Below are 19,401 nucleotides of genomic sequence, written 5' to 3' on the forward strand. Positions count from 1 at the left end.
TTGCGGAATTACGCCGCCCGCTGCTTCAAGAGATCTTCCAGATCCAGCCGTCGCGTGAACATCGACAGCTTGCCGTCGGCGCTGCGCGGCCATTCGGCTTCGGGCCGGTCCCAATAGAGCTCGACGCCGTTCTCGTCGGGATCGCGCAAATAGAGCGCCTGGCTGACGCCGTGGTCGCTGGCGCCATCAAGCTGGATGCCGGCCGACAGCACCCGATGCAGCGCATCGGCGAGCGCCGGGCGGGTCGGATAAAGGATGGCGGTGTGGAACAGGCCGGTGGTGCCGGGCGGAGGCGGACGGCCGCCCTTGCTCTCCCAGGTGTTGAGGCCGATGTGGTGGTGATAGCCGCCGGCCGAGATGAAGGCCGCGTCCGTCCCCAAGCGCTGCTGTAATTCGAAGCCGAGCACGCCGCAATAGAAGCCGAGCGCCCGCTCGAGATCGGCGACCTTGAGGTGCACATGCCCGATCCGCGTGCCCGCGATGATGGGGGGATTTTCCGGCATGACCTGGCTCCGTTGGCATCCATGCCTTGCCGTCAGGGGCAAGGCTTCGCCGCCTGATATAATCCGGATTTGCCGGGGCCGGAGCATCCATTCGGAAACCCAGCGTTTCCGAACGGCGCCGTGGTTCGGCTGGTCCTAGCAGAGCTCCGACAACTCGCCGCCGGGCAGCTGGAACTCGAACGTGTTCAGCGTCATCGACACCATGGTGTAGTAACCGCAGAGGCCGATCACCTCGACCAGGCCGCGCAGGCTCAGCACCTCGATCGCCTCGTCATACAGTCCCTTCGGCAGGCCGTGGCCTTCGTGCAGCGCCTTGGCGACGTCGTAGATCATCCTGGCCTTGGGATCGTCGAAGCTCGGTGTCCGGCGCACGCGAATGTCCTCGATGATCTTCGGATCGAGGCCGCCCTTCAGCGCGAGGCGCTTGTGGGCATACCATTCGTAATGCGCAGTCCAGTGCCGCGCGGTGACGAGGATCGCGATCTCCGACAGCTTCGGCGGGAAGATCGTGTCGAAGCGCAGCACCTCGCCGAGCCGCGTGGCATGCCGCGCCATCTCCGGGCTGTTGAGCCAGGCCATCATCGGCGCCGGTGGCGCGCCGCGCTTGCCGGAGATCGACTCGTCGTAGGTTTCTTTCTGGGCGGGGTTCATTTCGCTAGGCGAAAGCAGCTTCAGCCGCATGTCCGTTTCCTCTTGTTTTTCAATCGTTACCCCACATCGGCGATACACCCGAATGCGCAAGGCGAGTAGCGACGCCAGAGCATGGCGCGGCTGCGAGGCATATTGAATTCGGCGGCTGCGTAGGTCTAAGGTCGAATCCAATTCGTCGATTTTGACTGGAAACGCACCATGGCTGACCTCGAGAAATTCCGCGCGGAGACCCGCGCCTGGCTGGAGCAGAACTGCCCGGCGGAGATGCGCAAACCGATGACCTCCGATGGCGACACCTTCTGGGGCGGCCGCAACGCGAAATTCTCGTCGGACGCGCAGCGGGTCTGGTTCGAGCGGATGCGCGACAAGGGTTGGACCGTGCCGCATTGGCCGAAGCAATATGGCGGCGGCGGCCTCGATGGCGAGGAAGCCAAGATCGTGCGCCAGGAGATGGCGGCGATCGGCGCGCGTCAGCCGCTGACCTCGTTCGGCATCTCGATGCTCGGACCGGCGTTGCTGCAATACGGCACTGAGGAGCAGAAGAAGGAGCATCTGCCGAAAATCACCGCGGGCCTGATCCGCTGGTGCCAAGGCTATTCCGAGCCCAACGCCGGCTCCGACCTCGCCTCGCTGCAGACCCGCGCGGTCGGCGACGGCGACGACTATATCATCAATGGCCAGAAGATCTGGACGTCTTACGCCAACTATGCCGACTGGATCTTCTGCCTGGTGCGCACCGATCCGGCGGCCAAGAAGCACGACGGCATCAGTTTTATCCTCTTCGACATGACGTCGAAGGGCGTGTCCACGAAGCCGATCCTCTTGATCTCCGGCTATTCGCCGTTCTGCGAGACCTTCTTCGACAATGTCCGCGTGCCGAAGTCGCATGTCGTGGGGTCAGTCAATCGCGGCTGGGATGTCGCGAAATATCTGCTGCAGCACGAGCGTGCGATGATTTCGGGCATGGGGGAGCGCGGCGTCGGCCGTCCGCTCGGCCAGATCGCAGCCGATTCGGTCGGCGCGGATGCGCAGGGCAGGCTCGACGACGCCCAGCTGCGCAGCCAGATCGCGAGCTTCGAGGTCGACGAGGCCGCGCTCGCCGCGGCGGCGGAGCGCGCGGTCGATCTCGCTAAGGCCGGGCAATCGCATCCGGCGTTCTCGTCGGCGATGAAATATTACGGCACCGAGCTCAACAAGCGCCGCTACGAGATCCTGATGTCGGCGGGCGGCATCGACGCGCTGGAATGGGAAAGCGACCGCTCCAGGGGCGGCGCCCGTCCGCGCGCCTGGCTGCGCACCAAGGCCAACTCGATCGAGGGCGGCACCTCGGAGGTGATGCTCGGCATCGTCGCCAAGCGCATCCTCGATCTGCCGGGGGCGTGAAGCAGCGTTTCACCATCCCGTCATTCCGGGGCGCGACGCAGTCGCGAGCCCGGAATCCATACTCCCGATCGTGGTTATGGATTCCGGGCCTGGCCTTTCGGGCCATCCCGGAATGACGAACTCAACATCGTCTGAATTATCGAAGAGCGGAATCCATCCATGGCCCTCGTCCTCACCGAAGAACAATCCATGCTGCGCGACAGTGCGCGCGGTCTCATCAGCGACAAGGCGCCGGTGGCGCATCTGCGCGGCCTGCGTGACAGCAAGGACACCACCGGCTTCTCGCGCGAACTCTGGAAGACCTTTGCCGAGATGGGCTTCTCCGGTCTTCTGGTGCCGGACCAGTTCGGCGGCAGCGGGCTCGGCTGCGTCGAGGCCGGCATCGTCATGGAGGAGATCGGCCGCACCTTGATGCCGTCGCCGTTCCTCGCCACCTCGGTGCTCGCGGCCTCAGCGCTATCGCGCGGCGGCAGCGAGGCGCAGAAGGCGCTGCATCTGCCGAAAATTGCCGACGGCTCGCTGCTGGCGGCGCTCGCGATCGACGAGGGCGCCAAGCATCGCCCGCTGCAGACGAAGTTGCAGGCCACGCGTTCCGGCAACGGCTTCAAGCTGTCCGGCGACAAGGCCTTCGTGGTCGACGGCCATACCGCCGATCTCCTCATCGTCGCGGCGCGCACGGCCGGCAGCGCCGGCGACAAGAACGGATTGACGCTGTTCCTGGTCGATCCGAAGGCCAAGGGCCTCGCGGTCGAGCGCACCGCGATGGTCGATTCGCACAACGCGGCGCGCATCGTGTTCGACAATGTCGAGGTCAATGCCGACAGCGTGCTCGGCGAGGTCGATCAGGGAGGCGGGTTGCTCGAGGGCGTGCTCAATATCGGCCGTGGCGCGGTCGCCTCCGAAATGGTCGGGCTCTCCGACGAGGTGTTCGGCCGCACCGTGGCCTATCTGAAGGAGCGCAAGCAGTTCGGCAAGGCGATCGGCGAGTTCCAGGCGCTGCAGCACCGTGCCGCCGAGCTCTACATCGATATCGAGATCACCCGCGCCGCCGTTTTGAAGGCGCTGCAGGCGCTCGATGCCGATCTGGGCAAGGCGGGCAATGCGGTCTCGGTCGCCAAGGCCCGCGCCGGCACCACCGCGACGCTGGCCGTCCAGGAGGGCGTGCAGATGCATGGCGGCATGGGCATGACCGACCAGTTCGACATCGGCTTCTTCATGAAGCGCGCCCGCGTCTGCCAGGAGCTGTTCGGCGACAGCAATTTCCACACCGATCAGCTGGCGCAGGGCAAGGGGTACTGAGGCGAGGCTTCGTCGTCGCCCCACAACACACTGTCATCGCCCGGCTCGACCGGGCGAATCCGCCCAGTATTCCAGAGGCACTTGTGCTTGAGCCGAGAAGCCGCGGCGTACTGGATGCCCCGCCTTCGCGGGGTATGACAGCGATCGTTGGTTGCTAGAGTAGTGCCGTCATTACAAGCGAAGCGAAGCAATCCATCTCGTCGCTCGCGGCGGCATGGATTGCTTCGTCGCTTCGTTCCTCGCAATGACGCTGGGGCGAAATCAACGGATCGGTGGCGCGTACTGGACGCCGCCGGCGTTCCAGAGCTGGTTCATGCCGCGCGGAATCTTCAATTTGGAATCGGCGCCGACGTTGCGGTCGTAGACCTCGCCGTAATTGCCGACATGGCGGATGATGCGCACCGCCCAGTCCTTGGTCAGGCCGAGATCCTCGCCATAGGAACCCTCGGTGCCGACCAGCCGCATCACCTCCGGCTTCTTCGACTTCAGCGCCTCGTCGATATTCTTCGAGGTGATGCCGAGTTCTTCGGCGTTGATCATGGCGTAGAGCGTCCACTTCACGATCATCATCCAGTCGTCGTCGCGCTGCCGGACCACCGGCGCCAGCGGCTCCTTGGAGATGATGTCGGCCAGGATGGTGTGGTCGTTCGGCTTGGAGAGATTGAGCCGCAGCGCATAGAGCTGCGAGGCGTCCGACGTCAGCGTGTCGCACTGGCCGGTGTCATAAGCCTTCACGACATCGTCCAGCTTTTCGAACTTCATCTCCGTGTACTTCATGTTGTTGGCACGGAAATAGTCGGCGAGGTTGAGCTGCGTCGTGGTGTTGGCCTGCACGCAGACCTTGCTGCCGTTCAGGTCGAGCGCAGAATCGATGTTGCGCGAGCGCGGTATCATGAAGCCCTGGCCGTCATAATAGGCGACCGCCGGGAAATAGAGGTCGTAATTGGTCTCGCGCGACATGCTCCAGGTGGAGTTGCGCGAGAGGATGTCGACCTTGCGGTTCTGCAGCTCCTTGAAGCGCTCGCTGGCGTCGAGCGGAACGAACTTCGCCTTCGACGGATCGTCGAAGATCGCCGAGGCTACCGCGCGGCAGAAGTCGACGTCGAAGCCGGTCCAGTTACCCTTGTCGTCGGGGTTCGAGAAGCCCGGCAGGCCCTTGTTGACGCCGCACAGCACGTCGCCGCGGCGGACGGTGCGCTTCAGCGTGCGGGTGTCGTAACGCTCATAGGTGATGGCGGCGGCCGCAACCAGCGCGGCGACCGCGAGCCCGATCGTCAGGCCGCCTCGAAATGTACGCATGGGTTCTCTCTCGCGAATGATCGGGGGAAAAACAGGTCGGATATCGAAGGCGGGTGGGTCGAGATTACAGTTCGGGCTTCTGCCGGATGATCACCTTGGTGCCGACGGGAACACGGTTGTAGAGATCGGCGACGTCGGCATTGACCAGGCGGAAGCAGCCGGACGAGATCGCGGTGCCGATGGTGTCGGGCCGGTTGGTGCCGTGGATGCGGTACACCGTGGTGCCGAGATACATCGCGCGCGCGCCGAGCGGATTGCCCGGGCCGCCCGCCATGAAGCGTGGCAAATAGGGCTGGCGGGCGATCATTTCCGGCGGCGGGGTCCAATCCGGCCACTCGGCCTTGCGGGTGATGGTCACCAGCCCCTGCCACGTGAAGCCGTCGCGGCCGACGCCGATGCCGTAGCGCAGCGCACGGCCGTTGCCCTGCACGAGATAGAGATGGCGTTCGGCGGTGGAGACGATGATGGTGCCCGGCGCCTCGTTGGTCCGGTAGTAGACGACCTGCTTCTGCCATTCCGGATCGAGCTGGTAGCTGTCGTCGGCGATCAGGCCCGGCTCGTCGGCGTCCGGGCGGTTCTGGGCAAAGCCTTGCGACGTCGACAGCACGAGCGCGCCCGTGGCGATCAACATCCAGACCAGGTGACGAAGTTTCGTCATGCAAAGCTCTCCTTGTTGGCGCGCGGCCAATGGTTGCTCCACCCAAATCGCGCGAGGCATCAAATCTCAGCGGCAGCTTGATGGCAAGTTTAGGGCGGGCATCACACTATATCACTGTAATGCTTCTGTTTTTTGTCACGGGGCTCGTGGCACGCCGCGTGGACGGCCTTATTTCGGCGCAATCCAGAGTCGCAACGCGAAAGAGACCAGGGTCACGGTGCCGACGCCGCCGAGCCAGAGCGCTGCGAACCACAGCAGGCGCTGCCCGAGCGGCCGCTGATTCGGGCCCGGTGACGGCATCAATGGTATCCGTGGCCGGGGCGCACCTTGCCGCGGAACACCCAATAGGCCCAGGCGGTGTAGCCGAGGATCAGCGGCACCAGGATCGAGACCCCGAACAGCATGAAGATCTGGCTGTTGGCGGGCGATGCCGCCTGCCAGATCGTGATGCTTTGCGGCACGATGTACGGATACATGCTGATGCCGAGCCCGGCATAGGACAGTGCGAACAGGGCGAGCGTCAGGAAGAACGGCTGGTGGTCGTTCTTGTTGCCGAGCGCGCGCAGCAAGAGCGCGGTGACGGCGGCGACCGCGATCGGGACAGGCGCGGTGAGGATGATGTTGGGCCAGGCGAACCAGCGCTGGGTGTACTGCACGGCCAGGAACGGCGTTGCGATGCTGACGGCGCCGATCGCGCATAGCATCGCGACCAGCAACATCCAGCTCAGGTGATAGGCGCGCTCGCGCAGCTCGCCTTCGGTCTTCATCACCAGCCAGGTCGCGCCCAGCAGCGCATAGCCGATCACCAGCGCGATGCCGGTCAGCACGCTGAACGCCGTCAGCCAATCCCACCAGCCGCCGGCATAGTGGCGTCCCTCGACATGGATGCCCTGCAGGATGGCGCCGAGCGCGATCCCCTGCGCCATCGTCGCGACCAGCGAGCCGCCGGCGAAGGCGAGATCCCACTTGTTGCGCGCCTTCTGGGTCCGCCAGCGGAATTCGAAGGCGACGCCGCGGAACACGAGGCCGAGCAGCATCGCGATCATCGGGGTGTAGAGCGCCGGCATCAGCACCGCATAGGCGAGCGGAAACGCCGCCATCATGCCGCCGCCGCCGAGCACCAGCCAGGTCTCGTTGCCGTCCCACACCGGCGCCACCGTGTTCATGATGACGTCGCGGTCGGCCTTTTGCGGAAACAGCGGAAACAGGATGCCGAGACCGAGGTCGAAGCCGTCCATCACGACATAGACGAACACGGCGAAGGCGATGATGAAGGCCCAGATCGTGGCGAGGTCGATCATCGCGCGCCCTCCACGGCTGCACCTGCCGCCGGCGTGATGCCGGCGGCGCGGGCGGGAAGGTCTTTGGTCGGGCCCTGCTCGCCGGGATGCGGCGGCTGCGCCATCAGCCGCAGGATGTAGATCACGCCCGCGGTGAACACGGCAAAATAGACGATGATGAAGGCGATCAGCGACGAGCCCACCGCAGGCGCTGCCAGCGGCGAGACCGAATCGGTGGTGCGCAGCAGCCCGTAGACGGTGAACGGTTGCCGCCCGGTCTCGGTGGTGATCCAGCCGGCGAGCACCGCGATGAAGCCGGCCGGGCCCATCAGGACCGCGAAGCGATGCAGCAGCGGTGACTGGTACATCATGCCGCGCCAGCGCATCAGCAGGCTGAGCAGGCCGAGCCCCAGGATCAGGAAGCCCAGCCCGACCATGATGCGGAACGCCCAGAAGGTGATCGGCACCGGCGGCCAGTTTTCGCGCGGCACGGTGTCGAGGCCGGCGAGCGGTGCGTCGAGCGAATGTTTCAGGATCAGCGACGACAGTTTCGGCACCTCGATCGCGTACTTCACTTTCGCCTCGCGCTGGTCGGGCCAGCCGAACAGGATCAGCGGCGCTCCGTCCTTGTGGCTCTGGAAGTGGCCTTCCATCGCCATCACCTTGGCCGGCTGGTGCTCCAGCGTGTTGAGGCCGTGCTGGTCGCCGGCGAGGATCTGGATCGGCGCCACCAGGGTCGCCATCCACATCGCCATCGAGAACATCACGCGCGGGCCGGCCAGATGCTGGTCGCGCAGCAGATGCCAGGCGCCAACCCCGCCGACCACCAGCGAGGTGGTGAGATACGCCGCCAGCACCATGTGCACGAGGCGATAGGGGAACGACGGATTGAAGATCACCTTCAGCCAGTCGGCGGCGACGAACTGACCGTCGGCATTGACGGCATGGCCGGCCGGCGTCTGCATCCAGGAATTGGCCGACAGGATCCAGAACGCCGAGATCAGCGTGCCGATCGCGACCATCAGCGTCGCCACGAAGTGCAGCCTCGGGCCGACGCGCTCGAGCCCGAACAACATCACGCCGAGGAAGCCCGCCTCGAGGAAGAATGCGGTCAGGACCTCATAGGCCATCATCGGGCCGATCACCGGCCCGGTCTTGTCGGCAAACGACGACCAGTTGGTGCCGAACTGGTAGGACATCACGATGCCCGAGACCACGCCCATGCCGAACGCGACCGCGAAGATCTTCAGCCAGTAATTGAACAGGTTGATGTAGACCTCGCGCTTGGTGGCCAGCCACAGCGCTTCGAGCACGGCGAGGTAGCTCGCAAGCCCGATCGAGAATGCGGGGAACACGATGTGGAACGACATCGTGAAAGCGAATTGCGCGCGGGCGAGTACGACCGCATCCCAGCCTTCGAACATGACGCACCGTCCGTCGTCGATTTACGGCGCGATCAGCTTCGGGATCGCGCATTCCCAACATGAAGCCTAGCATGCCGGGAATGACGTTGGATTGTCCAATTCGCGGACAAATTGTCCAGTCAGCTATTGGCGTTGAGCAGCCGGGCCACGGTGCGGTCGATCTCGTCGTACCGGCCCTCGCCGGCATGCTGGAACACGATCTTGCCGTTCTGGTCGATGATGTATTGCGCCGGCCAATACTGGTTGCCGTAGGCGTTCCAGGTCTGCGAATTGTTGTCCTGCGCCACCGGATAGAGGATGCCGTGCCGCTTCAGCGCCGCCTGCACGTTGGTGGCCGAATGCTCGAACGGGAATTCCGGCGTGTGGACCCCGATCACGACGAGGCCGCGATCCCGATACTTTGCATAAAGTTCGGTGACATGCGGCAGCGTGTTGACGCAGTTGACGCAGCCATAGGTCCAGAAATCCACCAGCACGACCTTGCCGCGCAAGTCGGCAAGCTTCAGCGGCTGCGAATTGAACCAGTTGCTGATGCCGGCGAATTCGGGCGCGGCCTGGCTCTGCGCGGTCGTCATCGCAGTCGCCATCGGAACGGGCACGGCCGGCGCGTTGGACTCGGTGCAGAGGCCGGGGATGACGGCGCCGCCGAGGCCAAGGCCCGCCACCAGAGTGGATACGGCAATCAAGCGCAGGGACATCGATCTCTCCTTATGAGCTCACAGGCCGATCTGGCCATTGGGATAGAACTGGGTCAGCCACGCCACGATCAGCGTGTCGTATTGCAGGTAGGACAGCGCGGCGAACGCGATGATCACGACGCCGAATCCCTGTTGCAGCCGCGGCGCGATCCGCGCCATGCTGCGCACGCGGGTGGTGACGGCCTGCCCGCCATAGGCAATGACGAGCATCGGGATCGCGGCGCCGATCGCATAGGTCACGAGCTGCAGGCTCGCCCACGCCGTGTCCTTCGAGGTCGCGACGATGGTCAGGATCGAGCCGAGCACGGGACCGGCGCACGGCGTCCACACCAGGCCGAGCGTCGAGCCGAGCACGAAGCCGCCGAACAGGCTCGGCGACGGCCCGGCCTGACTAACGTTGCCGGCGGCACCGGTGAGCCGAATCGCCAGCCATTCGAACGGCGCCGGCCAGATCATCAGGAGGCCGAAGCCTGCGAGCAGGACGGCCGCGCCGGTCCGCAGCAGGTTGGGATCGAAGTCGAAGGCGCGGGTGATCGCACTCAGCAGCAATGCCACCGCAGAGAATGACATCACGAAGCCGAGCGCGATCATCGCGGGCCGCGCCTTGCCGGTCTGGCCTATCGATACCCCAAGCAGGATCGGCAGCATCGGCAGGGTGCAAGGCGCGGCGACGGTGGCGACACCGGCAAGCAGGGCAAGGGCAAGGCTGAGCATCGTCGTCCGTCCATCGGAAGTCCCGGCGCGCCAGAGGGCCGTGCCGGGTACGCCTGATGTTCTTCGCGAGGACGGCGTGGGCCGTTACGGCCGATCAGTCCCAAGCGCCGTCACGTCCGTGTGAGACGAAATGCGTTCGGCCTCACGACCGCGCGCCCAAAACAGAGCGACCCGGCTGGGGGGCATCCCGGCCGGGTCGTTGGAGGTTACTTGGGAGGTTAGAACTTGGGAGGTATCGAAACTTGGGTCAGTGAATTGGGGTTGGGGTTGCGTCGTTGGATATGGGTATAGAGATCGCGTTTTTCCGGGTGATGTCGTCGATTGTTTCAATTGTTTCGTCGCTGAACTTTTTTGGCTTCGTGGACAATTGTCCGGGTTGCTTGATCCCTTCCTAAATTACTGAATTTGCTTTGCTTTAGGCCGCAACGCTGTCCACGCCAGCGCCCCTCAGGAGGTCGGCGAGTTGCTTGCGGGCATAGAACATGCGGGTCTTCACCGTGCTCTGCGGGATACCGATGATCTGGCCGGCCTCCTCGACCGACTTCTCATGGTAGTAGACCAGATTGATGATCTCGCGGTGGGCCGGCGACAGCTTGGCGACGCAAGCGCGCAGGATCTCGCTGGTGGTGGCGCGATCGAGCGAGGTTTCCGGCGTGTCGGCGCCGTCGGCGATCTCCAGCACGTCCTCCTGGTCGATGTCCTCATGCCGGCGCTGGCGCAGCGCGGTCAGCGCCTTGAAGCGGGCGATCGACAGCAGCCAGGTCGAGACCTGCGAGCGGCCCTCGAACTGGGCCGCGGTGCGCCAGACGTCGAGGAACACCTGGCTGACCAGGTCCTCGGCCATCGTGGTGTCGCGCACCATGCGGAGCACGAAGCGGTAAACCCGCACGTTGTGACGGGCATAGAGCGTGTGCATCGAGGTGCGGTTATTCTTGGCGATATGCGCGAGCAGCGTTTCATCCGAGGTCGCGCGTGCAGCTTCGATGTGCTTCTTGGCTGCAGAGTTGATGGCGATGACGTTCGGCATGACAGGCTCCCAGTTCGCCGTTGGGCGGCGGTTCGTTGGGAGAATTGTTAGTTAGCGCCCGTTTCCGGATGTCTGCGCGAAAAGCGGAAAATGGTTTCGTGACCGGGAGAATTGTTTCGTCGTGGTCCTGGCGACGAAACATTCGGGTCCAAAAAGCCAGTTATTTCAACGTGCGGAAATTCGAACGGGCCGGTTCTCGGTCGGCGGAACGAATCCGGGCCGTGACTTTTGGCACTATTCGGCCGCCTGCAGAGCGGGCGCTGCCTTTTTCGGGGCAATCCAGAACGCGTCGGGCCGCTCGAACAGGAAATTGGCCCGCCCCGCCAGCGCCAGCCGCCAGATCAGGAGGGAGCCTGCGACGCCGACCACGGTGACGATCAGCGAGACCAGGCCGATGTCGTGGATGATGCCGAACCGCAACAGCAGGGTGCGCGACGCGGCCATCGGCAGGAAGAAGGCGAGGTAGATCACGATCGAGTGCTCGCCGCAGAAGCGCAGGAAGCCGAGCCACTGCGCGCGCGCCAAGAGAGTGCCGGTCACGATGATCGCGCAGGCGCCGGCGAGGCCGAGTGCGAGCGAGACCACCGGCCATTCGCTGACATCGAGCGCGACCAGGCCGCCATTGACGAGCGCCCAGAGCCCAAGCCCGAGCAATGCAAATGCGGGCCGCGCCCGCGCGCGGTCCGACAGCGCGAACACGTAAGCCGCGAGCACATAGCCGGTGAAGAAGTAGACGAAGCGGGCGCAGAACTCGTCGATCACGGTCCAGCCGCTCATGACATGCGCGCTCTCCAGCGCCGCTGCGACCAGCCAGATCGCGAGCGGGTGGACGTTGCGCGTGAGCTTGGTGACGACGAAGAAGATCGGCAGCAGATAGATGAACCACAGCGTGCCGAACGGCTCGATGAAGGCCTCGAGATATTGCAGTCCGACCGCGGCCCAGCCCGCTTCGGCGGCCAGCGACGGCGCCTTGAAGCCGAACTGGATCGTCACCCACAGCACATAGAAATAAGCGAAGTGCATCACCTTGCGGTCGAGATAGGTGCGCCAGTCGCGATCGATCACGACAGACAGGAACAGCCCCGAGATCAGGAAGAAGTCCGGCATCCGGAACGGTTTCGCGAACATCACGACATAATGCATGAAGCCGGTCTGCTCGGCGGCCTTCTCGACCCCCAGCACCGAATGCATCATCACCACCATGACGATGCAGATGCCCTTGGCATAGTCGACCCAATCGACGCGCGTGGCCGCGTTCCCGAGTGATCGATCAAGTGATCGATCAAGGGAACGATCTGTCGCAGCCTGTGTGCCGTTTGTGGTCATCCTTGTCCCGTTCCGGCGTGATCGGGCTCATCATCGGCCCGATCTGTTGCTTTCTCCTTTATCCTTACAAATGATGTGCCGCCGAAGCCGGACCTTTCCCCGGTTCCCTGTCACCGGCGAATGGTCTAAGAGGCCCGGAAATCCTAGAAGAAACCGCGCTTTGTTAACCACAGGGAGGCAGGTCGGCCGAGCGCCGCTGCCGCGATGAGACTCCTTGCCGCACCACTTCGATAGCCCGCTGCCGATCGACGCCGTGCTCGATGAGCTCGACCGCACGCTCGATCGCCACAATGCCGCCGTGCTGGTCGCGCCGCCGGGCGCCGGCAAGACCACGCGCGTGCCGCTGGCGCTGCTCGATGCGCCCTGGGCAAAGGGGAAGAAGATCATCGTGCTGGAGCCGCGCCGCATCGCCGCGCGCGCCAGCGCCGAGCGGATGGCGAAGACGCTCGGCGAACGTCCCGGAGAGACCGTCGGCTATCGCGTGCGCTTCGGCTCAAAGGTGTCGCGCGCGACGCGGATCGAGGTCGTGACCGAGGGCATCTTCTCGCGCCAGATCCTCGACGATCCCGAGCTCACCGGCGTCGCCGCGGTGCTGTTCGACGAATTCCACGAGCGCTCGCTCGATGCCGATCTCGGGCTGGCGCTGGCGCGCGACGCGCAAACCGGCCTGCGCGAGGACCTGCGCATCCTCGTGATGTCGGCAACGCTCGACGGCGCGCGCGTCGCCAAGTTGCTCGGCGATGCGCCGGTGGTCGAGAGCGAAGGCCGCGCCTTTCCGGTCGAGACCCGTTACGTCGGCCGCAAGGTCGATGCGCCGCTGGAGCGGCAGATGGCCGAGACGATCGCGACCGCGCTGCGCGCCGATGCCGGCTCGGTGCTCGCGTTCCTGCCGGGCGCGGCCGAGATCCGCCGCACCCAAACGTTTCTCGCCGAGCGCGTGCACGATGCGGCAGTGGAGATCGTGCCGCTGTTCGGCGCGCTCGATGCCGCCGTACAGGATCGCGCCATCGCGCCGGCGCCGAAGGGCATCCGCAAGGTGGTGCTGGCGACCTCGATTGCCGAGACCTCGCTGACCATCGAGGGCGTGCGCATCGTGGTCGATTCCGGCCTGGCGCGGGTGCCGCGCTACGAGCCGGATATCGCGCTGACCCGGCTCGAGACGGTGCGGGCCTCGCGCGCCGCGGTCGATCAGCGGCGCGGCCGCGCCGGCCGTACCGAGCCCGGCGTCTGCTACCGTCTCTGGGACGAGCCGCAGACCGCATCGCTGCCCGCCTACACCGCGCCCGAGATCCTCTCCGCCGATCTGTCCTCGCTGGTGCTCGACCTCGCGCAATGGGGTGTCAGCGATCCCGCGAGCCTTGCCTTCCTCGATCCGCCGCCGGGGCCGGCGCTGAAGGAAGCGAGATCGCTGCTCGGCGAGCTCGGTGCGCTCGATGGCGACGGCCGCATCACCGAGGAAGGCACGAGCCTGCGCGCGCTGGCGCTGCCGCCACGGCTGGCGCGCATGATCGTGGATTCCGCCCGCTTTGGTGCCGGCGAGGAGGCGGCCGAAATCGCCGCGGTGCTGACCGAGCGCGGGCTCGGCGGCGACAGCGTCGATCTCGACCACAGGCTCGACCAGTTCCGCCGCGACCGCTCGCAGCGCGCATCGAGCGCGCGCAGCATGGCCGTGCGCTGGGCTGCGCAGGTGAAGGTGGCAGCGAGCGAGCCGAAGGATCTCTCCACCGGCGTCATGCTGGCCTTCGCATTCCCGGACCGTGTCGCGAAGAACCGCGGCAATGGCAGCTTCGTGCTGGCCAATGGCCGCGGCGCCGCCGTCGAGCAGACCGCGGCGCTGGCGCGGCTGCCCTATATCGCAGTCGCCGAACTGACCGGCACCGCCGCGAACGGCCGCATCCTGCTGGCGGCGCCGATCACTCAGGAGGAGATCGAGCAGCGCTTCGCCGACCAGATCGAAAATGTGGAAGAGGTGACGTTCGACCGCGGCGCGATGGCGCTGCGCGCGCGCCGCCGGCGTTCGCTGCACGCGATCACGTTCTCCGAGGCGCCGATGCCGCTCAAGCCATCGGCCGAGACCGCGCGCGTGTTCGCCGACGGCCTGATCGCCGCCGGGCTCGACCGCCTGCCGTGGTCGAAGCAGGCGAAGCAGTGGCGCGATCGAATCATGTTCCTGCGCAAGGCCGAGGACGAAAGCTGGCCCGATCTGTCGGACACGGCGCTTGCCGCGCGCGCCGACGACTGGCTGGTGCCCGCACTCTACGACAAGACCGCGCTGAAGGATCTCTCGGCCGGTGAGCTGTCGGACGCGCTGATGGCGCTGCTGCCGTGGGAATTGCGCGCCCGGCTCGATCGCGAGGCGCCGACGCATTTCGAGGCGCCGACCGGAACGCAGCTTGCGATCGATTACGAGGCCGAGCAGGGCCCGACCATTGCAGTCAGGTTGCAGGAACTGTTCGGGCTCAACACCCATCCCTCGATCGCCAGAGGCGCGGTGCCGCTGGTGCTGGAGCTGCTGTCGCCGGCGCAGCGTCCGGTGCAGGTGACGCGCGACCTGCCGGGTTTTTGGCGCGGCAGCTACGCCGCGGTGCGTTCCGACCTGCGCGGCCGCTATCCGCGCCATCCCTGGCCGGAAGATCCCGCCAGCGCGATGCCGACAAGGCGGGTGAAACCGCGCGGTACTTGAATCTTCGAGGCAACGCTTTCTCTCATTCGCCGGGACGACACTGAGTCCTTTTCCCGATCATGACGACCTCTAGCGCTGGCGAGCGCCGGCAAACGGTGGTTAGATTTGCGGGCTGGGATGGGATCACGGGCTCGCATTGGGGAGGCCACCGTGGAGATCAAGAACGCATCGCCGTCGCTGTACAACGAAGACCTGGCGCCGGCCAGGGAACGCAACTGGGGCGCCTTCAGCATCTTCAACGTCTGGACCTCGGACGTGCATAGCCTGTGGGGCTATTATCTCGCCGCCAGCCTGTTCCTGCTCTGCGGCAGCTTCGTCAACTTCATCATCGCGATCGGCGCCGGCTCGCTGGTGATCTTCGTGCTGATGAGCCTGATCGGCAATGCCGGGGTGCGGACCGGCGTGCCGTATCCGGTGCTGGCGCGGGCCTCGTTCGGGATCTGGGGCGCCAATATTCCGGCGCTGGTGCGCGCCATCGTCGCCTGCTTCTGGTACGGCGCGCAGACTGCGGCGGCCTCGGGTGCGATCGTCGCGCTGCTGACGCGCATCGACGGCTTCAAGACGTTCCACCAGTCGAGTCACATGCTCGGCCATTCCACCCTCGAGGTGATCTGCTTCGTGGTGATCTGGGCGCTGCAACTCTTGATCATCCAGCGCGGCATGGAAACGGTGCGGCGCTTCCAGGACTGGGCAGGGCCGGCGGTGTGGCTGATGATGCTGATCCTTGCGATCTATCTCTGCATCGCAGCCGGCGGCATCTCGCTGACCGCGCCGATCCCGCAGGACGTGCTGCTGGAGAAGACCAAGGAGGCCGGCGTGCCCGGGGTGCCCGGCTCGTTCTCGGCACTGTGCGCCGTCGCCGCGACCTGGATCACCTATTTCGCCGCGCTCTATCTCAACTTCTGCGATTTCTCGCGCTATGCGCCGGACGTCAACGCGCTGCGCAAGGGCAATATCTGGGGCCTGCCGGTCAATCTGATCCTGTTCTCGCTGGTCGCCGGTGTCACCACGATCGCAGCGTTCAACGTCTATCACGAGGTGCTGCTGCATCCCGACCAGATCTCGGCGAAGTTCGATAGCTGGTTCCTGGCGCTGCTTGCCGCGGTCACCTTCGCGGTGGCAACGCTCGGCATCAACGTGGTCGCCAATTTCGTCTCGCCGGCGTTCGATTTCTCCAACGTGTTTCCGCGGCATATCGACTTCAAGAAGGGCGGCTACATCGCGGCGCTGATCGCGCTGGCGCTCTATCCGTTCGCGCCCTGGGAGGGCAGCGCCGCCTCGTTCGTCGGGCTGATCGGCGCGACCATGGGGCCGATCTACGGGATCATGATGGTCGACTATTATCTGATCGCCAAAGGCCGCGTGAACGTGCCGGCGCTGTATCAGGAGGACGGCGAATATCGCTTCCAGAACGGCTGGAACGTCAGCGCCCTGATTGCAGCGGCCGTCGGCGCGCTGTTCTCGTCGGTGCTGCCGAACTTCACCTCGATCCTGCCGTCGTGGTGGGCGGTCTATGGCTGGTTCTTCGGGGTCGCCATCGCGGGCGCCGTGTACTACGCGCTGCGGGTTGCGATGCCGAGCCCGGTTGCCAGGACGGCCTGAGGGCCGGCAAATTCCGGCTTTGTGAGGCGGCCGACGACATTCGGCCGCCTCAGCGGGCTCGCATTAACCCTTCGCTCATCCTTTTCGCCAAAATGGCAGGCTCGCGCTGCCGCCCTCGCTCGCGGCGGAGCGTCGGGCGTGGTGAAATTGCGTGTTCGGTTTTCCGAGTATGGTGTCATGCGTAACCTGATGATTTTCGCGGCCATCCTGATCGGGCTGGGCACCTTCATGGCCCAGATGGCCAGCAAGATGGCTCCCGCCGCCGCGACCACCGCCAAGCAGACCATCGCTCCCGCCGTCACGGTGGCGCAGGCCAGTGCCGCCCGCACGCTCAGCATCGCGCCCGATCCGCGCGGTCACTTCGCGACCGACGGCCGGATCGACGGCCAGCGCATCAACTTCATGGTCGACACCGGCGCCTCGGTGGTGGCCTTGAACGAGACCTCGGCCGCGCGCTTCGGCCTGCGTCCGGTGCCGGGCGACTACACCTCGCGCGTCACCACCGCCAACGGCACCATCAAGGCGGCGCGCGCCCACCTCGCCATGATCGAGATCGGCGGCCTCACCGTGCGCGACGTCGATGCGCTGGTGCTGCCGGACGAGGCGTTGTCGGAAAACCTGCTCGGCCTGTCGTTCCTGTCGAAGCTGAAGCGCTTCGAATATGCCAACGGCAAGCTGCTGCTTGAGCAGTAAGGCCGATTGGCATCAAAGCCCTCACCAAGTCTTCCGCTGGATGTCTTTCGCCGTGATGCGGATGGTCTCCTCAGAGCGGCAGAAAATTCCGCCGAAACTGAAATTCAGGGCGGTGCTCGTTCACATTTTGGGAATGAGAGGGTAATCGAGTCGATCTTCGCGACGGCGCGGCATTTGCGCCAGACGTTCGCGGGCAACATCAGACCTGAGGCGCTTGCGCAGAGTGTCGAGCCGGTCTCCCGGCGGCCTCACCGTAGATCTCTATTGCGGAGTTACCTCCACGCACTGAGCGGAGTCTGAAATACAGAACTCAGTTTTCCCGGTAGTCTGATCGATCTTCCAAGAGCCTAACACTGGCAATCCGCCAAAAATGTTTGAAATCCCTCCCTGTACGTTAGGTCCTTTGCCGGTCGGTTTCTCTGGAAAGCCGGGCCTCTCGGTGCATTGACCGGTCAATTGCTTGGTCTCGGCGTCGAGGACTGCGGTGCAATGATGAAGCTTCTGGTTCTTGTGGTCGAGGCGTTCGACAGCATAATGGTTTACCCCAGTCTCCACAGTCGCAAACTCAGCGGAAAACTCGTAATCCGCAGCGAACCCAACGGCCGGTGTCACCGTTAGCGAAAGTGCGAGTATCCCGGTCTTCAAAAGCTTCATGAGACCTCTCAATGTCTTCGCCTGTGATGCGGACCATATCCCCAGATCGGAAGAATTCGGACCACGTCCACTATTGCGCCAAAAGCGGAAGAGTTCATTTCACCTTGAGATAGGTCATAGGCCGGATACCTTTCCGCCGGACGTTCGCTGGCAACATCGGACCTGAAGCGCTTGCGCAGAGTGTCGAGCCGCTCTCCCGGCGTACTCACTGTAAGTCCCTTGCGCACTCTCTAATATAGCCGGGCGGATCGTCGACATTCGGGCAGCGCACGACCTGACGGCAAAGGACTTCGTCACCGTGTTTGAATATCGAGACTTTTAGACGCTCGCCTCTCTCCGTCGGCTTCCCAATAATAGCTATGCCTAGGCCGGAAGCGTCACCCGATAGCGACACCTCATCTACGCCAAAAGCAAAAACGGATAGGCACTCTTTCGGCACATCGGTCCATTGCCCATTGTGTTCAATGCGCATCGACCGTTCCAAGCCTTCCCCAAACCCTTTTTTTTCCGGGTTTCGGTCGCAAACTGCCTTGAGGGTGCGAAGTTCGATCTTCGCAAGGTCCCCGCCTTGTTGATTTTTGAAAGTCAAAGTCACGACATCCGGCTTACACCAGGGGCCGGAGTTTGCTTTGCACACCGTTGAACTGGAGAGCAGAAGGCATAAGGCTCCAGCGAGCGCGAACATTTTCATCGGCATGACTCAATATTTGTATCGATTCCAGTCGGGCATTCTCGACCCCGTTGGCTTGCCGTCATGCCAATACAAATAGCTCCCATCCCAAGATCCAACCCACGCTCGATAATCTGGAGTTTTCTGGGAATAAGCCTTCGCATTGTTTATGTCTCCATCGCTCTCGTGCTGATCATCCCAGTGCATGTGCCCACGTGCGACCGCTCCGCCATCGCCAAACCCCACACCACCGCCTAGCGCTCCGTCTTGGAATCCGCGCGCGATCTGATCGTAGTAATATAGTCCGCCGCGTTTATAGATTTCCACGCCCAGTTCCGGGATGAAACCCCTGCTCTTGGTCTCTTCCGGGTAATGTTGGGCGCCAAGGTCTCTCATTTCCTTGAGGGCAGCATCCCATGCGCTCTCCGCGCTCTCGAACCCGATCCCCGCGTTGCGGCTCGGATAGTCGCCACCTTCGGCGCCGCCAAAGCGCTTGATGCCGGCGATGCCACCCGATCCGCTGGAGCTGTTGCCAGTCGCCGGCCCGTTGACGCCGGGCTGACCGGCTCCGGTCGAAGGCTGTTGCGGCTGGATTCGCGGCTGTGGCTGCTGCGCTGGTTGAGTCGGTGTCGGCGGTTGTTGAAGCTGCGCCTGCTGAATTACGCCATCCGCGGCGAAAGGATCGCGGTCCACCGGAACGAGCGAGTAGTTATCGAAGTCCGGCTGATAGTCTACCGGCACCAGAGAGTAATCGGGCATCATTATCACCTACAGATATTGCGGACACCTTCGGGTGAGCCCGTGCGTGACCGCACCTCGCGGAGAAGGCTGGGTTGG

Annotated in this window: 19 protein-coding genes; 5 read left to right on the forward strand and 14 right to left on the reverse strand. The window is 64.4% G+C overall.

Features of this window, described 5'->3' with window-relative positions:
- Positions 1-8: 8 nt before the first annotated feature.
- Both CO675_RS24210 and CO675_RS24215 read right to left on the reverse strand, forming a co-directional pair.
- On the reverse strand, positions 9-503 hold the full coding sequence (locus CO675_RS24210) for a VOC family protein (protein ID WP_097674360.1): 495 nt from the start codon (positions 501-503) through the stop codon (positions 9-11).
- Positions 504-638: 135 nt separating this feature from the next.
- Positions 639-1,184, reverse strand: a complete 546-nt coding sequence (locus tag CO675_RS24215; RefSeq protein WP_097674361.1) for a carboxymuconolactone decarboxylase family protein — start codon at positions 1,182-1,184, stop codon at positions 639-641.
- 168 nt (positions 1,185-1,352) lie between these two features.
- Here CO675_RS24215 and CO675_RS24220 point away from each other — a divergent pair, with 168 nt between their 5' ends.
- Positions 1,353-2,537 (forward strand): acyl-CoA dehydrogenase family protein, encoded by a 1,185-nt coding sequence (locus CO675_RS24220; protein WP_097674362.1) that lies wholly within the window; start codon positions 1,353-1,355, stop codon positions 2,535-2,537.
- A 159-nt stretch (positions 2,538-2,696) separates the two neighbouring features.
- Positions 2,697-3,836, forward strand: a complete 1,140-nt coding sequence (locus CO675_RS24225) for an acyl-CoA dehydrogenase family protein (protein WP_097674363.1) — start codon at positions 2,697-2,699, stop codon at positions 3,834-3,836.
- Between the two features lie 261 nt (positions 3,837-4,097).
- Here the strand turns inward: CO675_RS24225 and CO675_RS24230 are convergent, their stop codons facing one another.
- The 9 genes from CO675_RS24230 to CO675_RS24270 all read right to left on the reverse strand — a co-directional run bounded on the left by CO675_RS24230 (position 4,098) and on the right by CO675_RS24270 (position 12,262).
- Positions 4,098-5,135 (reverse strand): amino acid ABC transporter substrate-binding protein, encoded by a 1,038-nt coding sequence (locus CO675_RS24230; RefSeq protein ID WP_097674364.1) that lies wholly within the window; start codon positions 5,133-5,135, stop codon positions 4,098-4,100.
- A 64-nt stretch (positions 5,136-5,199) separates the two neighbouring features.
- Positions 5,200-5,793, reverse strand: coding sequence for a L,D-transpeptidase (locus CO675_RS24235; RefSeq protein ID WP_097674365.1), 594 nt, complete (start codon positions 5,791-5,793; stop codon positions 5,200-5,202).
- Positions 5,794-5,961: 168 nt separating this feature from the next.
- A complete protein-coding gene (locus CO675_RS24240) occupies positions 5,962-6,093 on the reverse strand; it encodes a DUF2474 domain-containing protein (RefSeq protein WP_097674366.1) in 132 nt (43 codons plus the stop codon).
- Positions 6,093-7,094 carry a cytochrome d ubiquinol oxidase subunit II gene (gene cydB, locus CO675_RS24245; RefSeq protein WP_097674367.1) on the reverse strand — a complete coding sequence of 334 codons (1,002 nt, stop codon included), beginning with the start codon at positions 7,092-7,094 and terminating at the stop codon, positions 6,093-6,095. The genes CO675_RS24240 and cydB overlap by 1 nt, the downstream gene beginning before the upstream one ends.
- Positions 7,091-8,497 carry a cytochrome ubiquinol oxidase subunit I gene (locus CO675_RS24250; protein WP_097674368.1) on the reverse strand — a complete coding sequence of 469 codons (1,407 nt, stop codon included), beginning with the start codon at positions 8,495-8,497 and terminating at the stop codon, positions 7,091-7,093. Before CO675_RS24250 ends, cydB begins: the two co-directional genes overlap by 4 nt.
- Positions 8,498-8,616: 119 nt before the next feature.
- On the reverse strand, positions 8,617-9,195 hold the full coding sequence (locus CO675_RS24255; protein WP_097674369.1) for a thioredoxin family protein: 579 nt from the start codon (positions 9,193-9,195) through the stop codon (positions 8,617-8,619).
- 18 nt (positions 9,196-9,213) lie between these two features.
- A complete protein-coding gene (locus tag CO675_RS24260; protein WP_097674370.1) occupies positions 9,214-9,909 on the reverse strand; it encodes a cytochrome c biogenesis CcdA family protein in 696 nt (231 codons plus the stop codon).
- A gap of 415 nt (positions 9,910-10,324) precedes the next feature.
- Positions 10,325-10,936: a sigma-70 family RNA polymerase sigma factor gene (locus CO675_RS24265; protein ID WP_097674371.1), complete on the reverse strand. Its 612-nt coding sequence runs from the start codon at positions 10,934-10,936 to the stop codon at positions 10,325-10,327.
- Between the two features lie 234 nt (positions 10,937-11,170).
- Entirely contained in the window at positions 11,171-12,262 is a 1,092-nt protein-coding gene (locus CO675_RS24270; protein WP_097674372.1) for an acyltransferase family protein, read from the reverse strand.
- 214 nt (positions 12,263-12,476) lie between these two features.
- On the opposite strand from CO675_RS24270, the gene hrpB reads away from it, so the two are divergent.
- From hrpB to CO675_RS24285, 3 genes are all read left to right on the forward strand, one after another.
- Positions 12,477-14,945, forward strand: coding sequence for an ATP-dependent helicase HrpB (gene hrpB / locus CO675_RS24275; RefSeq protein ID WP_198964723.1), 2,469 nt, complete (start codon positions 12,477-12,479; stop codon positions 14,943-14,945).
- 117 nt (positions 14,946-15,062) lie between these two features.
- Positions 15,063-16,547: an NCS1 family nucleobase:cation symporter-1 gene (locus CO675_RS24280; protein WP_097674373.1), complete on the forward strand. Its 1,485-nt coding sequence runs from the start codon at positions 15,063-15,065 to the stop codon at positions 16,545-16,547.
- A 177-nt stretch (positions 16,548-16,724) separates the two neighbouring features.
- Positions 16,725-17,240: a TIGR02281 family clan AA aspartic protease gene (locus CO675_RS24285; protein WP_097674374.1), complete on the forward strand. Its 516-nt coding sequence runs from the start codon at positions 16,725-16,727 to the stop codon at positions 17,238-17,240.
- A gap of 261 nt (positions 17,241-17,501) precedes the next feature.
- On the opposite strand, the gene CO675_RS24290 is transcribed toward CO675_RS24285, so the two are convergent.
- The 3 genes from CO675_RS24290 to CO675_RS24300 form a co-directional block, all read right to left on the reverse strand.
- Complete coding sequence (locus CO675_RS24290; protein ID WP_097674375.1) at positions 17,502-17,894, reverse strand: hypothetical protein; 393 nt, start codon at positions 17,892-17,894, stop codon at positions 17,502-17,504.
- Between the two features lie 205 nt (positions 17,895-18,099).
- Complete coding sequence (locus CO675_RS24295) at positions 18,100-18,585, reverse strand: hypothetical protein (protein WP_143279091.1); 486 nt, start codon at positions 18,583-18,585, stop codon at positions 18,100-18,102.
- Positions 18,586-18,594: 9 nt separating this feature from the next.
- Positions 18,595-19,323, reverse strand: a complete 729-nt coding sequence (locus CO675_RS24300; protein WP_143279092.1) for a hypothetical protein — start codon at positions 19,321-19,323, stop codon at positions 18,595-18,597.
- Positions 19,324-19,401: the final 78 nt, after the last annotated feature.

The sequence above is a fragment of the Bradyrhizobium sp. C9 genome (assembly GCF_002532045.1).
In the GTDB taxonomy this organism is placed as follows: Bacteria; Pseudomonadota; Alphaproteobacteria; order Rhizobiales; family Xanthobacteraceae; genus Bradyrhizobium.